Source organism: Cyanobium sp. Tous-M-B4 (assembly GCF_024345395.1).
In the GTDB taxonomy this organism is placed as follows: Bacteria; Cyanobacteriota; Cyanobacteriia; order PCC-6307; family Cyanobiaceae; genus Cyanobium_A.
In genome coordinates this window covers 40,517-52,716 of the sequence record NZ_JAGQBA010000007.1, presented here as the reverse complement: position 1 = coordinate 52,716, position 12,200 = coordinate 40,517, and the positions used below count along the sequence as shown (strand labels likewise).

Below are 12,200 nucleotides of genomic sequence, written 5' to 3'. Positions count from 1 at the left end.
GCCAATTGCCCGATTGGCACCTCAAGTGATTAGCTGCGCTGATGATTGTCATTCGGGTCGCTGATCCTTGCTGGCCTTGTCGACCCCCGCTCAGCCCTGTAAGCGCCTGCTCTGGCCGCTTGGATGACAATTGCTGATCAATCTTGTAGGTGTCGTTTTTGACCGAAACGGCCGGCTGAAGCAGTTAACTTTGCCCTGTCGTCAATTCCCGATAGGAACCCCGAACGCGAATTCGTATCTCAACTCCATTCAGTTTGAGACGGAATCCAACGCTGACGAATCACTAATTGCTTCTGGCTGGTGATTGCCGCAATAGCGGCGAGTTTCGTTTGTTATGCGCAGCACCTTCTCCCTTGGGGCCCTCGCCCTGCTTCTCTCCGGCAGTGCTTTGGTTCCCGCCATCGCCGAGTCCAGCCTCGCCGCCACTAGCAACGATGCTGTAGCGATGGCTGTTTCTAGCCCTGAGCCCCAAGGCCCTACGCCTGCAGTCGCCATCCGCGAGGTTGATGTGGAGCTGTCACCAAGTGACACCCAGATCAAGCAGGCACCTCCGACCCGTATCGCTCCTGCCCCCAAGCCAGCGCCCCGTGTGGTGCACAGCTCTAAGGGTGAGGCCAGTTGGTACGGCCCCGGCTTCTTTGGAAATCGCACGGCCAATGGCGAAGTCTTTCGTCCTGGCACCCTCACGGCGGCCCACCGCACCCTGCCTTTCGGCACCAAGGTGCGTGTGACCAACCTCTGGAATGGCCGCACCGCCGTGGTGCGCATCAACGACCGGGGCCCTTTCCACGGCAACCGCGTCATTGACATTGCCCATGGAGCTGCCCAATCCCTAGGCCTCACCGCCAGTGGCATTGCTCAAGTGCGTCTCGAAGTGCTCCAGTGAGCTGAGCCCTGCCGGCTCCCTTGATCAGCCCATCCGCCAATCTGGCGGGTGGGTTTTTTGTTGGCCGCCGCCGCTCTTTCCTTGGACCTGCTCGAAACTTGCCAAGACCTAGCCGCCTGGCGGCAGCAGCAGCAGGGCCCCCTGCATTTCGTGCCCACGATGGGGGCCCTGCACGAGGGTCATCAGCAGCTGATTCGCCGGGCAGCGGCACTGAGGCAAGGGTCAGGCCAGCCCCCATCCGTGTTGTTGAGTGTGTTTGTCAATCCCCTGCAGTTCGGCCCTGGGGAAGATCTCGAGTCCTATCCCCGGGACCTCCGCTCCGACATTGATCTAGCCGCCGCCGCCGGTGCCACGGCTCTGTTTGCTCCCAGCGTGGCGGAGATTTACCCCCGGGGCGAGGCCGGCTTGACCCGGGTGGCGCCGCCTTTGCTTTTGCGCCAGGGGCTCTGTGGCCGCAACCGGCCCCAACACTTTGAGGGGGTGGCCACCGTGGTGATTCGCTTGTTAACCCTGGTGCGCCCTCATCTCCTGCTGCTTGGCGAAAAGGATTGGCAGCAGCTGGTGATCCTGAGGCGGGTGGTGGCGGATCTGGGCTTGCCGCTGCGCATTCAGGGCTGTCCCACAGTGCGGGAGGCCGATGGGCTCGCTTGCAGCTCCCGCAACCGTCGCCTTTCCCCCTCCCAGCGCCAGCAGGCCGCGGCACTGCCCGCTGGTCTGGCGGCTGCGGCTGCCCAAGTGCGTGGCGGCCTCTCCCAGGCCACAGCGCTGACCTCCCAGCTGGCCCAGCAACTGGAAGCGGCGGGGCTGAAGGTGGATTATGTGGAGCTTGTGGCTCCCCATAGCCTGGAGCCATTGCAGCAAGTGCAAGGCCTGGCCCTGCTCGCCGCTGCGGTGCACTGCGGTTCAAGCCGCCTGATCGACCATTGTTTTCTGATGTCTCGTCTGCCGATCGTTGCCATTGATGGACCAGCGGGGGCGGGCAAGAGCACCGTCACCCGTGCCTTTGCCCGCCAGATGGGCCTGGTTTACCTAGACACCGGCGCCATGTACCGGGCCCTCACCTGGTGGGTGCTTCGCCAGGGGGCTGACCCTGCCGATGCGGCGACTGTGGAACCCCTTCTGCTGGGCCTGGATCTGCAGCTCAGTGCCGGCGGCGCCGGCGAGCAGTTGGTGAGCATCAATGGCTTCGACGTGACCGAGGCGATTCGCAGCCCGGAGGTAACGGCCCAGGTCTCCCTGGTGGCTGCCCACGGCTGTGTGCGCCAGGCCCTCACGGCCCAGCAGCAGGCCATGGGGCTCAAGGGGGGGCTGGTGGCCGAGGGCCGCGACATCGGCACCGCCGTTTTCCCAGACGCTGAGCTCAAGGTTTTTCTCACGGCCACTGCGGCGGAGCGGGCCCGCCGCCGCGCCCAAGACCTCGAGAGCCGGGGCTTTGCGGTGCCTCCGCTGGCTGAGCTGGAGGCCCAGATAACTGCCCGTGATCAGCAGGACTCCAGCCGGGAGGTGGCGCCGCTGTGCCAGGCAGAGGATGCGGTGGAGCTGGTTACGGACGGTATGGCCATTGAGGCTGTGATTCAGGCTCTGGTGGACCTGTTCCGCCAGAGGGTTCCGGAGGAGGCCTGGCCGGGCGCTGGTGAGAACTAATCGTCTAGGGCCTGCAGCAGGCCGCTGCAGGCGTCTTCCAGCAGGTCGAGCACGTGCTCAAACCCCTCGTCTCCCCCGTAATAGGGATCCGGCACTTCGCTGAGATCAAACCGGCTGCGATAGCTGAGCAGGGGCTCGATGCGGGCGACGCTGCTGCCGCCAGCCTCCTGGGCTAGGGCCTGCACCTGGCTCAGGTTGCTGGCGTCCATGGTGAGGATGTGGTCGAAGCGGTTGAGGTCGGCCAGCTCCAACTGGCGCGCCTTGCTCGCTAGATGGATGCCGCGGCGGCTGGCCGCTGCGCGCATGCGGGCATCGGCAGCCTTGCCCACATGCCAGCCCCCGGTGCCAGCCGAATCCACCACAAAGCGCTCACCAGCCTGAGATTGCTCCAGCAGGTGTAAAAACACCCCTTCAGCGGCTGGGGAGCGGCAGATGTTGCCCAGGCAGACAAACAGCACCCGTTTCTTCATTGCAGCCCCAGCCGTGAAAGGGCCAACTTGGCGCGCCTCTGCACCACCGGAGGACTGCCATCAGCCGCTTCCTGGAGTGTGAGCAGGCCCTGTTGGGCCAGCTGCCTCTCCGGTCCTGCCGCGGGCAGGCCAGCTGCCAGCAACTCCAGCCCCACTGCCACCGCGTAGCGCACCACCCACTCGCCGTCGCTGGTGGCGGCCAGCAGGGCTCCAAGGCACTGACGCCGCACAGCTTGCTGTTGGTCAGGGGGGAGCTCGTCCAGTTGCAGCTGGCCGAGCCCCTTGGCGGCAGCCCGGCGCACGCTGGCAGCTACGTCGCTGCCGAGGGCATCGAGCAGCAGCTCTAGCCCGCGCACATCGCCGATGCCGGCTAGGGCGCGCACGGCCCAGGCCCGGGCCCCGTAGTTTTCGGGGTCGAGCTGCAACAGGGCATCCACGGCCGCTGTGCCCAGGCTGATCAGCCCCTCCACGGCGGCTACCGCCGCACCGGGGTTGTTGAAGCCCAACACCTCCACCAGCACCGGAGCGGCGCTGGCATCGGCGCAGCTGGCCAGTTCCTGGGTGGCTTGCAATAGGGCCAGGGCACTACCGGCCTGTTGCAGGGCTGCGATCCGGGCTGTCAGCGGTGAATCCATGCTCATAGCAAGGCGTCCATGCAGGCCAGCAGGGCCTCGTCGCCGGGGTCGCCGCTGCCCTGTTCCACCAGCCCCCGCAGGGCCATCAATTTCAGACTGTTCTCGGCAAGGGTGGCGGCAATGGCTTTAAATCCGGGCCGCCAGCCGGCGGCACCTAGGTCCATCAGGGCTGCCCGACGCACCTGCAGCTGGGGATGGTCAAGTAGGTCCACAAGCAGTTCCCCCCAGCGCGCCTCACCGCTCAATTGCAGCAGGGTGCGCGCCGCAGCGCTGCGGATCAGGGGGCGCTCGTGGGCGAGGAAGGGTTTCACCACGGCCAGCACCCGCGGCTCGTTGACGCCGATGTCGCCTAGGGCTTCCAGCAGGGCTTCGCAGGGTTCCACCAGGCGGGGGCTGTTGGCCTGCTGGGCGCCGGCCACGGCGGGGCCGCTGGCTAGCCTCTCGCAGAGAGCCTCAATGGCTTCGCTGGCTGCGAGTTGGCCCAGGGCTCGAGCGGCCGCTTCCCGTAGTCCGTCGTCGGCATCCTGCAGGGTGTCGAGCAGGTCGGGGATGGCCGCTTGTGCTGCTGGAGCCAGTTTGCCGAGGGCGCGGGCGGCATTGCGGGCTACTGCGTTCTCCTCCACGCCGGCCCCGCTATCCCTGGGCCGGCGTTGCCGCAGGGCTTGTTGCAACAGGGGCACTGCCTCCGGGTGCTGGCTGCGCATCCGGCCCAGCCACCAAGCTCCGTAGTACTGCTGGGAGGAGTCTTCGCTCTGGCGGAGCCGGTGCAGGGCTTCCTGCTCACTGATGGGTTCGCCTGCCTGGGGGGGGCTGGCGTCGTCGTCGGCCATGGGTGCTGTCGCGAGACGCGGGCTCCAAGTGATGTTGCCAGTGCCCGGCTCCTAACTCAGTGAGAGCCAGCCGCAGTACTAACGCTCATTGCTGGCCCTTACCACTGACGTGAACTCTTCGCAAAGGGGCAAACCAATCCAGGGTGCCCCCCCTAAGTTGCTGCCGACATACATGTTCCTCAGACCGGCACCTATGGCTGTTGCGCTTGCTTCCCAACTGCGTGAAGGCACCAAAAAGGCCCACACGATGGCGGAGAACACCGGCTTCGTGAGCTGCTTTCTTAAGGGGGTGGTGGATAAGGCCAGCTACCGCACCCTGGTGGCCGATCTTTATTTCGTGTACTCCGCGATGGAGGAGGAGTTTGGCCGGCTTAGGGAGCATCCGGTGGTGGGCCCGGTGGCCTTTCCTGAGCTGAACCGGCGCGAAAGTCTCGAGCAGGACCTTGCCTTTTACTTCGGTGGCGACTGGCGCAATGCGGTCAAACCCACCCCTGGAGCCCAGCAATACGTAGAGCGGCTGCATCAGGTGGCGCTGGAGTGCCCGGAGCTGCTGGTGGGTCACCACTACACCCGCTACATCGGTGATCTTTCTGGAGGCCAGATCCTCAAGAACATCGCCCAGAAGGCGATGGGCCTGGGCGAGCACGATGGCCTGCGTTTCTACGAATTCGCTGCTATCCCCGATGAGAAGGCCTTCAAGGCCAACTACCGCACCACCCTCGACGCCCTGCCAATCGACCAGGCCATGGCCGATCGGATTGTGGAGGAGGCCAACCACGCCTTCCACCTGAACATGACCATGTTCCAGGAACTGGAAGGCAATCTGATCGCGGCCATTGGCAAGGTGCTGTTTGGCTTCCTTACCCGCCGTCAGCGCTCGGGCAGCACCGAAGTGGTGGCGGCCTGAGGCTTAGCGGCGCTTGGATCGGACCCATCAGTCCTCGATTAGATCAACGCTCACCAGCCGGGTGAGACCTCCAGTGGTGTCTGGGTCGATGGTGCCTGGCTTGAAGTTGGCCTGAAACCACCACTGGCGGCCATCCTTGCTGCGCCGCTCCACACGGAAGTTGTCCAGTCCCTGCTCCCTTAGTGCCAGTTGCAAAGCATCTCCGCTGCAGCCGGCGCAAGTGACGGCAAGTGGCGGTAGCCCAGGCACTTCGACGCAATAGACGGGCATGGGCTTGAGGCGATAGCTCAGGCTGCCACAAGAACGGAGTAGGGCTCAGGCTGCGTCATCCGTAGCGGTGACAACGCAACCCCACGTCCGACAGGCCTAGGGTTGCAAAACTTCATGATTGGGCTTTGCGGGATGACTTCTACCCCAGATCTGGCCTCCCTCTATCAGTTGCTGTCTCTCCAAGAGCGCCCGATCCTGCCCTCGGGTGAGCGTCGCGCAATCCTGGGTTGTGGCTACGTGGGCGAAGCGGTCGCCAAATCCTGGAAGCAGGAGGGGCACGCACTTTGGGGCACCACAACCCGGCGTGAACGCTTGCCAGAGCTGGCCGATCTAGTCGAGAATCCATTGGTTTTTGATTCGACGGATCCCTCCAGCAGCCTGGACTTCGCAACAGATGTCGACGGCATCTTGGTGTCCTTCGCTCCGTCGAAGAGTTCCAGTGTTGAGCTGAGCCAATACGAGCAGACCTTTCTTGGCGGCCTGCAGCGGCTGATCGAAACTCTTAGCCGTAGGCCTGTCAGCTCGCCACTGCAGCTTGTTCACCTCAGCAGCTGTGGCGTGTATGGCAACCGGCAGGGAGCGCTCACAAGTGAGAGCGATCCAACCGATTCAAATCATCCAGTGAATTCCGTGCTCGTGAGAGCAGAGCAGATGATCGCGTCGGTCCGCTCCGACTCGATCAAGGTCTGCGTGTTGCGCCTCGGTGGCATTTACGGGCCTGGACGCGATATTCCGGCCATGTTGCTGAGTGCAGCGGGCGGCTTAGTGCAGCGTAATGGCCTGAATGTGCCGTGCTGGATTCACCGCGACGACATTGTTCGCGGTATCAACTTTGCCTTTGATCAAGGCCTCAATGATACCTACAACCTGGTCAATGACACCCAGTACAACGGCCAGGAGCTCACAGATCGGCTGTGTGAGCGCGCTGGCCTGCCACTAGCTAAGTGGTTGACCAGAGACACCAGCGATCGAATACTTAATGCGCGGGTGAGTAATGAGAAGCTTAAGCAGCTTGGCTTCAGCCTCTCTCATCCATGCATGTTGGGCTGATATCGGCGCTCTATCCAGGCCAAGAGATTGTGATTGGCATCAAACTCCATTGTCAAATGCACAAAGCTTTGACGATCCAGTATGCAGCCAAAGTGGATGTTAAATGAATGCTTTGGCAAGCTCTCAGGCAGGCTGCAGATTAAATTATCGGTAAACAGCCCATTCACTTCATTCTTGATAAATAATTCGCTACAGAATGGTGCCAACCGCTGATCTGACGTTTCATTTACAGAATTGAATCCTGGTCTGATCACTGACTCCACTCCTTGCCAGCCAAAGACGGTATCGAATACCGCCTCCAGCGATTGGAACTGAACGCGTTCGGGGTCAGGACTGGTGCGTTGGCAACGGAAGGGTGTGGCGGCGATTGAGTCCAGCAGCATCTGACCATCAGGTTGTTGCTGGTAAAGCGCCACCAGCATCGAACGACTTCGACCGCTGAAGAAGTTCACTTCATGCCCAGCACGGGCGCTGCTGCCGGCCATTTCCAGGCTCGACTGGCCCGCCGTCTGCGGAAAATGCCAGCAGTTATGGCCGAGGTTGTAATTGTGCCGATATAGGGGGAAGCGGCGTTCTCCACCGGGCGCGAATCGCAGGCCGGTTCCATGCCATTCACCCGTGTGCGCATCCGAGAAGCGGATGGAGTAAAGCGAGGCCTCCGGGTTAGCGCTGCCCTGCTTCAGGTTCATGCCATGGCCGTTGCGGCCATACCAGGTGGTTATTCCCTTCCAGTCGCCATCAAAGCTGGCGCGCATGAGGTTCCATTGCCGATCAGCTGCTGCTTTGGCGTGATTGTCTGAACCTTCCATCGTCTTCAGTTCGGTAGTCGGGTTTTCCAGAATCGTCTAGCTGATGTGCGCCGGTCGAACGGCTTGGTTGTGAGGGCGTGTCCCTAAACGTTTCTTATTCAACCGAGCGAGTGCAGTTGCCAGCAGTTGTAGACGTAAGGTGATGTTTGGCCTCATGATCGCCAAGCCATGGCCAAGGTAGGTGTGCTCCTGCTGAACCTCGGGGGTCCGGAGCGCATCCAGGACGTCGGCCCTTTCCTCTACAACCTCTTCTCGGATCCGGAGATCATCCGGCTACCCATCCCGGCCCTTCAGAAACCACTGGCTTGGCTGATCAGCAGCCTGCGGGCGAGCAAGTCGCAGGAGGCTTATCGTTCAATCGGCGGGGGCTCACCACTGCGGCGAATCACCGAGCAGCAGGCTCGGGAGCTACAGAGTGCCCTGCGCCTGCTTGGGATCGAGGCCACCAGCTACGTGGCGATGCGCTACTGGCACCCCTTTACCGAATCGGCGGTGGCAGACATCAAAGCCGACGATGTGGACGAGGTGGTGGTGCTGCCTCTTTACCCTCACTTCTCGATTAGCACCAGCGGTTCCAGCTTTAGGGAGCTTCAGCGTCTTCGTCAGGCTGATCCTGTCTTTGCAGCTTTGCCGATTCGATGCATCCGCAGCTACCACGATGACCAGGGCTATATCGACGCCATGGCCGGGCTGATCGCCCGTGAGATCCAGGCCTGCCCGGACCCTGACAGCGCCCACGTGTTCTTCAGCGCCCACGGTGTTCCTAAGAGCTACGTGGAAGAAGCGGGCGATCCCTACCAAGGGGAGATCGAAACCTGCGCCCGGCTGATCATCGAGAAGTTGGAGGCCACATTGGGCCACAGCAACTCTTTCACCCTTGCTTATCAGAGCCGGGTGGGTCCTGTGGAGTGGCTCAAGCCCTACACCGACGAGGCATTGGCGGAGCTAGGGCGGCAGGGTGTGAAGGATCTGGTGGTTGTGCCGATCAGTTTTGTGAGCGAGCACATCGAGACCCTTGAAGAGATCGACATCGAGTACCGCAAGCTGGCTTTCGAGTCGGGCATCACAAATTTTCGGCGTGTGCCGGCGCTTGACACCAACCCTGCGTTCATCCAGGGGCTTGCGCGACTTGTCCAGCAGGCCCTGGATGGGCCCGAAGTGAATCTTGACCAGGCGGCGGCTTTGCCTAGCACTGTGAAGCTCTACCCCCAAGACAAGTGGGCTTGGGGCTGGAACAACAGCTCAGAAGTGTGGAATGGCCGCTTAGCTATGGTCGGATTCTCCGCTTTTCTAGTGGAGCTGATCAGTGGAAGTGGGCCTCTTCACGCCATAGGCCTGCTTTGATCTTCTTTTTACTCGGGATAGTGTCTGCCTAGATCGAACAACACCTCATGGATATATGTCTCGGTCCATTCCGCGCCGTGAAAGCGGCTGAGCATCCCTCTTGCCGGATCTTTCTCTGCCCGATAGCTGGTGTAGCGGCGTTGGCCCTCGAGCAATATTGCTGAGCGATCGTCTGCTACGGGGGGTGCTTCATCCACGAGCTGTAAATAAAGCTTTAAATACTCAGCAAAGGCTTGAAATATAACGGTGGCGATCAGCTCATCGGAGGCTGCACCCAGAGGTAGACGGGTCCAGAGAAATGCAGGCGAAAAGTAAGGTTCCGCCTCGGCAGGAATGGGCCCGCCATCGGGCAAGTGAGGCTTCCAGCTGTTAAAAATTGGGAGTAATCGATCCCAGACAGGTTGGGTATGGAGGGAATCGCTGCGGTCAACTGGCTGCAGGTCAAGGGCTAGCAGATGGCCTGAGGGCAGCGTGACCAAATCGGCTCCGAAGAAAGGCAGATCAAAACGGCAGTCGGGATTGATAACTAGGTTCAGCACGGACGCTGCTGGTCCCGCTTCCACACAGGCGGCCCTCACCTGGCGAAGCTTGCTGGTTCGACAGGCCCAGGTTGCAGTTTGCACAACTACCGGCTGTGCTTTCGAACCGGTGGATCCGGTTTTTTGCAGAAACTGCTCGGGCACGGGGTAGGCGGCTGGCTGCAACGCCTGAAGCATGTCGACCGCATGATCAAGAAAGGGCTGCCAACGCCAACCGGCGATTCTGACCTGATCAAGGCTGCAGCTTTGCGGTGCTGTCATTGCTGCGGGCTAGATGGGAAGAGGAACTCGTGCAGAAAACGATCCGACCAGGCCTTACCGAAGTGGCTGCTAAAAAGGCCATGAGCCGGATCTCTTTCGGCGCTGTAGACATCGTATGCCTCTTGCAGGGTTTTAACCCTTTCTGCTGTAACTATGGAAGTGCGTTGGCTGGCTTCGGCGCTGAGCTGCCAGTAGCAGTCGAGAAAGGCAGTGAAAGCCCTAGGCAACGATTCCTGCGCCTCCTCAGCACCTCCACGGCAGAACAGCAGCCAGGGCGAAAAATATTGGTTTGGATCAAATGAGCGCATGGCCTCAGCACCGTGAAGATCCGGGTGGCGAGAAATAAGTTCTTTTAGGCCTTGATAATAGGTATCAAGATAATTCTGATCTTGCAGTAGGGGCTGAAAATCAAGCACTGCGACCAGCTTGCCGCGGGTGCCGAACCAAAGAAGATCGATTCCCATCAGGGGCTGATCGTTGTTGTATTCGGGATAGGCCACCGAATTCAGCACTTGCAGGCTGTCCCCCGCGTCCATCCTGGTCACCCGCCAGCGCCGGAAACCCGGCACCTGCCAGAGCCAGCTTTGGATCACGCTCTGCCTCTTCAGGGAGCGACATTCAGCGAGCCCATCTGGTGGGGCAATGGGCTGCGCTCCAGACCGTTCCAGCCTACTATTGAGCTCTTGCAAAAAAGGGTCGAACATCTCGGAGCGCTCAGGAGCAGGGTGGGTTAACTGAAACCGGCGGCCAGGGAATCGGCGCTTTCCCGAAGCGACTGCAGAGTTGCGTCGGAGGGGCAACGAAGCTCCGTGCAGTAGGTGGTCATCGACACCCCATCGAGGCACTGCACCGAGCTCACCCTCATGCGCACCTGATCCGTGACGAACCAGCAGCGTTCCGTGCCGACATTGCTGTCGTAGCGCGTGGTAACGGTCATGACGCCATCGCTGGAAAAGGTGTATTGACTGAGGACGGGCTGCTTCTCCACGTAGCCCTTGTCACGGACCAGGAAACCCTGAGAGGGATCTCCTGCCAGAGGGATATCTATTAATACAGCCGCTTGATCTTCTGTTCTGGCTAGGGGTTTTAGATTGCTCTCCCACCAGAAACGGGCCCCTCCTGCTGCTAGATGAGGGTTGATATTGAGAGCTAGGCATATCTGTTCGACGGCTGGATCCTCAGCGGAGAAGGGCTCGATCACAAGATTGGAATCGCCGAATTCATCATCTTGGTGGTCGAGGTGGTGCACAGCCCGTCGCGTTAGCCAGGCCCCTCGACTGGCCGCCAAGAACTGATCCATCGTTCGGGCTGGGTCCACGGGTGCCACGGGCGGGTGAGGGGGATGGGAGTTAGTCCTGTTCGGACTTCTGGGCTTCAAGCTGAGCCAGAATTGCTTCTAGCTTCTGCAGCTCGGGATGCTGAGCCAGGGTGAATTCCACTTGCTTCTGAGGAAGCTTCAGTCTCTGACCCATTCCGATCACATCTTTGATGAGTCGATCGCGGTAGGCCGCTAGCTGATCAATCGACTCCTCCAACTCCTGCCGGCTGGGATCGGATGCGTTGATTGCAGACGTGTCGGCGCGAGCGGTGGTGCCGTCGGTCATGGGTTGAATTGGGCGAATGTCAGCATACGGAGTCGACCGCTGCGATCCACTAGAGCAGCTTCAAATGGACCGCATCCATGGTGAATATGGAAGAAAAGATAAATCTCCTGGTGCTTTGTTCCGCGATTGGGCGGGAGTGCGTGCCCTCCCCTTGCCAAAACCCTTTGCCAGCGCTGCCTTTTTAAGTCCGACCGCGATGGATGACGAAAGTTTGCATGATTGCTTTGATCGGGGTCCTGAGGAGGGAGATGACCGTAGTTTCCCCTTACGCCTTCCCCGAGAGGCAGCTAAGCCATGCAGACCTAAACAGATCTAACGATCTTCACTGGCTGTCAACTGGCTGAGCACAAGCACCCCTGGTCCCTTTCCCATGCTCGACGCCTTTTCACGCGCTGTCGTCAGCGCAGATTCGAAGACTGCCCCAATTGGAGGCGGTGAGCTCGCTGCTCTCCGTAACTATGTTGCTGAGGGAAATAAGCGTCTAGACGCTGTTAACGCCATCACCAGCAATGCCTCCTGCATCGTTTCAGATGCAGTCACCGGCATGATCTGCGAAAACACTGGCCTGATCCAGGCTGGTGGCAACTGCTACCCCAACCGCCGCATGGCCGCCTGCCTGCGCGACGGCGAAATTGTGCTTCGCTACATCAGCTACGCGCTGCTGGCTGGCGATGCCTCGGTTTTGGACGACCGCTGCCTGAACGGCCTCAAGGAGACCTACATCGCTCTGGGCGTTCCCCTTCAGTCTGCCGCCCGCGCTGTGGCCATCATGAAGGCTTCTTCCACGGCTCACATTAACGAGACAAACACCAGCGGTACCAACCCTGTGGAAACCCGTTTCCGCAAGATGGAAACCGTTCAGGGCGACTGCTCCGCTCTAGTGGCTGAAGCTGCTACCTACTTTGACCGTGTGATCAGCGGCCTCAGCTGATTCATCCGAAGAGATTGCTT

General features: G+C 60.7%; 15 protein-coding genes. 6 read left to right on the top strand and 9 right to left on the bottom strand.

Features of this window, described 5'->3' with window-relative positions:
• Positions 1 to 334 precede the first annotated feature (334 nt).
• Both KBY73_RS13435 and KBY73_RS13430 read left to right on the top strand, forming a co-directional pair.
• On the top strand, positions 335 to 886 hold the full coding sequence (locus tag KBY73_RS13435; protein ID WP_254937592.1) for a septal ring lytic transglycosylase RlpA family protein: 552 nt from the start codon (positions 335 to 337) through the stop codon (positions 884 to 886).
• An 81-nt stretch (positions 887 to 967) separates the two neighbouring features.
• Positions 968 to 2,530 (top strand): bifunctional pantoate--beta-alanine ligase/(d)CMP kinase, encoded by a 1,563-nt coding sequence (locus KBY73_RS13430; RefSeq protein ID WP_254937591.1) that lies wholly within the window; start codon positions 968 to 970, stop codon positions 2,528 to 2,530.
• Here KBY73_RS13430 and KBY73_RS13425 read toward each other — a convergent pair.
• Genes KBY73_RS13425 through KBY73_RS13415 form a run of 3 tightly spaced genes read right to left on the bottom strand, consistent with a single transcriptional unit; the run spans position 2,527 to position 4,465 of the window.
• On the bottom strand, positions 2,527 to 3,000 hold the full coding sequence (locus KBY73_RS13425; protein WP_254937590.1) for a low molecular weight protein-tyrosine-phosphatase: 474 nt from the start codon (positions 2,998 to 3,000) through the stop codon (positions 2,527 to 2,529). The genes KBY73_RS13430 and KBY73_RS13425 overlap by 4 nt on opposite strands.
• Entirely contained in the window at positions 2,997 to 3,635 is a 639-nt protein-coding gene (locus KBY73_RS13420; RefSeq protein ID WP_254937589.1) for a HEAT repeat domain-containing protein, read from the bottom strand. The genes KBY73_RS13425 and KBY73_RS13420 overlap by 4 nt, the downstream gene beginning before the upstream one ends.
• Positions 3,636 to 3,637: 2 nt before the next feature.
• Positions 3,638 to 4,465 carry a HEAT repeat domain-containing protein gene (locus tag KBY73_RS13415; protein WP_254937588.1) on the bottom strand — a complete coding sequence of 276 codons (828 nt, stop codon included), beginning with the start codon at positions 4,463 to 4,465 and terminating at the stop codon, positions 3,638 to 3,640.
• A 193-nt stretch (positions 4,466 to 4,658) separates the two neighbouring features.
• On the opposite strand from KBY73_RS13415, the gene KBY73_RS13410 reads away from it, so the two are divergent.
• The gene (locus KBY73_RS13410; RefSeq protein WP_254937587.1) at positions 4,659 to 5,372 is read left to right on the top strand and encodes a heme oxygenase (biliverdin-producing); all 714 of its coding nucleotides are present in this window, start codon (positions 4,659 to 4,661) and stop codon (positions 5,370 to 5,372) included.
• A gap of 27 nt (positions 5,373 to 5,399) precedes the next feature.
• On the opposite strand, the gene KBY73_RS13405 is transcribed toward KBY73_RS13410, so the two are convergent.
• Positions 5,400 to 5,642, bottom strand: coding sequence for a hypothetical protein (locus tag KBY73_RS13405; protein ID WP_254937586.1), 243 nt, complete (start codon positions 5,640 to 5,642; stop codon positions 5,400 to 5,402).
• A 132-nt stretch (positions 5,643 to 5,774) separates the two neighbouring features.
• Between KBY73_RS13405 and KBY73_RS13400 the strand changes: the two genes are divergently transcribed.
• Positions 5,775 to 6,692: an NAD-dependent epimerase/dehydratase family protein gene (locus KBY73_RS13400; protein WP_254937585.1), complete on the top strand. Its 918-nt coding sequence runs from the start codon at positions 5,775 to 5,777 to the stop codon at positions 6,690 to 6,692.
• On the opposite strand, the gene KBY73_RS13395 is transcribed toward KBY73_RS13400, so the two are convergent.
• On the bottom strand, positions 6,671 to 7,501 hold the full coding sequence (locus KBY73_RS13395) for a hypothetical protein (protein ID WP_254937584.1): 831 nt from the start codon (positions 7,499 to 7,501) through the stop codon (positions 6,671 to 6,673). The two genes, KBY73_RS13400 and KBY73_RS13395, sit on opposite strands and share 22 nt — an antisense overlap.
• A gap of 168 nt (positions 7,502 to 7,669) precedes the next feature.
• On the opposite strand from KBY73_RS13395, the gene hemH reads away from it, so the two are divergent.
• A complete protein-coding gene (gene hemH / locus KBY73_RS13390; RefSeq protein ID WP_254937583.1) occupies positions 7,670 to 8,845 on the top strand; it encodes a ferrochelatase in 1,176 nt (391 codons plus the stop codon).
• Between the two features lie 8 nt (positions 8,846 to 8,853).
• Here hemH and KBY73_RS13385 read toward each other — a convergent pair whose 3' ends face one another.
• Genes KBY73_RS13385 through KBY73_RS13370 form a run of 4 tightly spaced genes read right to left on the bottom strand, consistent with a single transcriptional unit; the run spans position 8,854 to position 11,249 of the window.
• A complete protein-coding gene (locus KBY73_RS13385) occupies positions 8,854 to 9,645 on the bottom strand; it encodes a phycoerythrobilin:ferredoxin oxidoreductase (RefSeq protein ID WP_254937582.1) in 792 nt (263 codons plus the stop codon).
• Entirely contained in the window at positions 9,642 to 10,349 is a 708-nt protein-coding gene (locus tag KBY73_RS13380; protein ID WP_254937581.1) for a 15,16-dihydrobiliverdin:ferredoxin oxidoreductase, read from the bottom strand. The genes KBY73_RS13385 and KBY73_RS13380 overlap by 4 nt, the downstream gene beginning before the upstream one ends.
• 26 nt (positions 10,350 to 10,375) lie before the next feature.
• Positions 10,376 to 10,945 carry a phycobiliprotein lyase gene (locus KBY73_RS13375; RefSeq protein WP_254937580.1) on the bottom strand — a complete coding sequence of 190 codons (570 nt, stop codon included), beginning with the start codon at positions 10,943 to 10,945 and terminating at the stop codon, positions 10,376 to 10,378.
• A 49-nt stretch (positions 10,946 to 10,994) separates the two neighbouring features.
• Positions 10,995 to 11,249, bottom strand: a complete 255-nt coding sequence (locus KBY73_RS13370; protein WP_254937579.1) for a hypothetical protein — start codon at positions 11,247 to 11,249, stop codon at positions 10,995 to 10,997.
• Positions 11,250 to 11,619: 370 nt separating this feature from the next.
• Here KBY73_RS13370 and cpeB point away from each other — a divergent pair, with 370 nt between their 5' ends.
• A complete protein-coding gene (gene cpeB / locus KBY73_RS13365; RefSeq protein ID WP_197148055.1) occupies positions 11,620 to 12,180 on the top strand; it encodes a class 1 C-phycoerythrin subunit beta in 561 nt (186 codons plus the stop codon).
• The last annotated feature ends 20 nt before the right edge of the window (positions 12,181 to 12,200 follow it).

Excerpts from the sequence above, each read along its gene's own strand:
- KBY73_RS13435 (WP_254937592.1), top strand. The coding sequence starts at position 335 with ATGCGCAGCACCTTCTCCCTTGGGGCCCTCGCCCTGCTTCTCTCCGGC.
- KBY73_RS13425 (WP_254937590.1), bottom strand. The coding sequence starts at position 3,000 with ATGAAGAAACGGGTGCTGTTTGTCTGCCTGGGCAACATCTGCCGCTCC.
- KBY73_RS13420 (WP_254937589.1), bottom strand. The coding sequence starts at position 3,635 with ATGGATTCACCGCTGACAGCCCGGATCGCAGCCCTGCAACAGGCCGGT.
- KBY73_RS13415 (WP_254937588.1), bottom strand. The coding sequence starts at position 4,465 with ATGGCCGACGACGACGCCAGCCCCCCCCAGGCAGGCGAACCCATCAGT.
- KBY73_RS13410 (WP_254937587.1), top strand. The coding sequence starts at position 4,659 with ATGGCTGTTGCGCTTGCTTCCCAACTGCGTGAAGGCACCAAAAAGGCC.
- KBY73_RS13405 (WP_254937586.1), bottom strand. The coding sequence starts at position 5,642 with ATGCCCGTCTATTGCGTCGAAGTGCCTGGGCTACCGCCACTTGCCGTC.
- KBY73_RS13400 (WP_254937585.1), top strand. The coding sequence starts at position 5,775 with ATGACTTCTACCCCAGATCTGGCCTCCCTCTATCAGTTGCTGTCTCTC.
- KBY73_RS13395 (WP_254937584.1), bottom strand. The coding sequence starts at position 7,501 with ATGGAAGGTTCAGACAATCACGCCAAAGCAGCAGCTGATCGGCAATGG.
- hemH (WP_254937583.1), top strand. The coding sequence starts at position 7,670 with ATGGCCAAGGTAGGTGTGCTCCTGCTGAACCTCGGGGGTCCGGAGCGC.
- KBY73_RS13385 (WP_254937582.1), bottom strand. The coding sequence starts at position 9,645 with ATGACAGCACCGCAAAGCTGCAGCCTTGATCAGGTCAGAATCGCCGGT.
- KBY73_RS13380 (WP_254937581.1), bottom strand. The coding sequence starts at position 10,349 with ATGTTCGACCCTTTTTTGCAAGAGCTCAATAGTAGGCTGGAACGGTCT.
- KBY73_RS13375 (WP_254937580.1), bottom strand. The coding sequence starts at position 10,945 with ATGGATCAGTTCTTGGCGGCCAGTCGAGGGGCCTGGCTAACGCGACGG.
- KBY73_RS13370 (WP_254937579.1), bottom strand. The coding sequence starts at position 11,249 with ATGACCGACGGCACCACCGCTCGCGCCGACACGTCTGCAATCAACGCA.
- cpeB (WP_197148055.1), top strand. The coding sequence starts at position 11,620 with ATGCTCGACGCCTTTTCACGCGCTGTCGTCAGCGCAGATTCGAAGACT.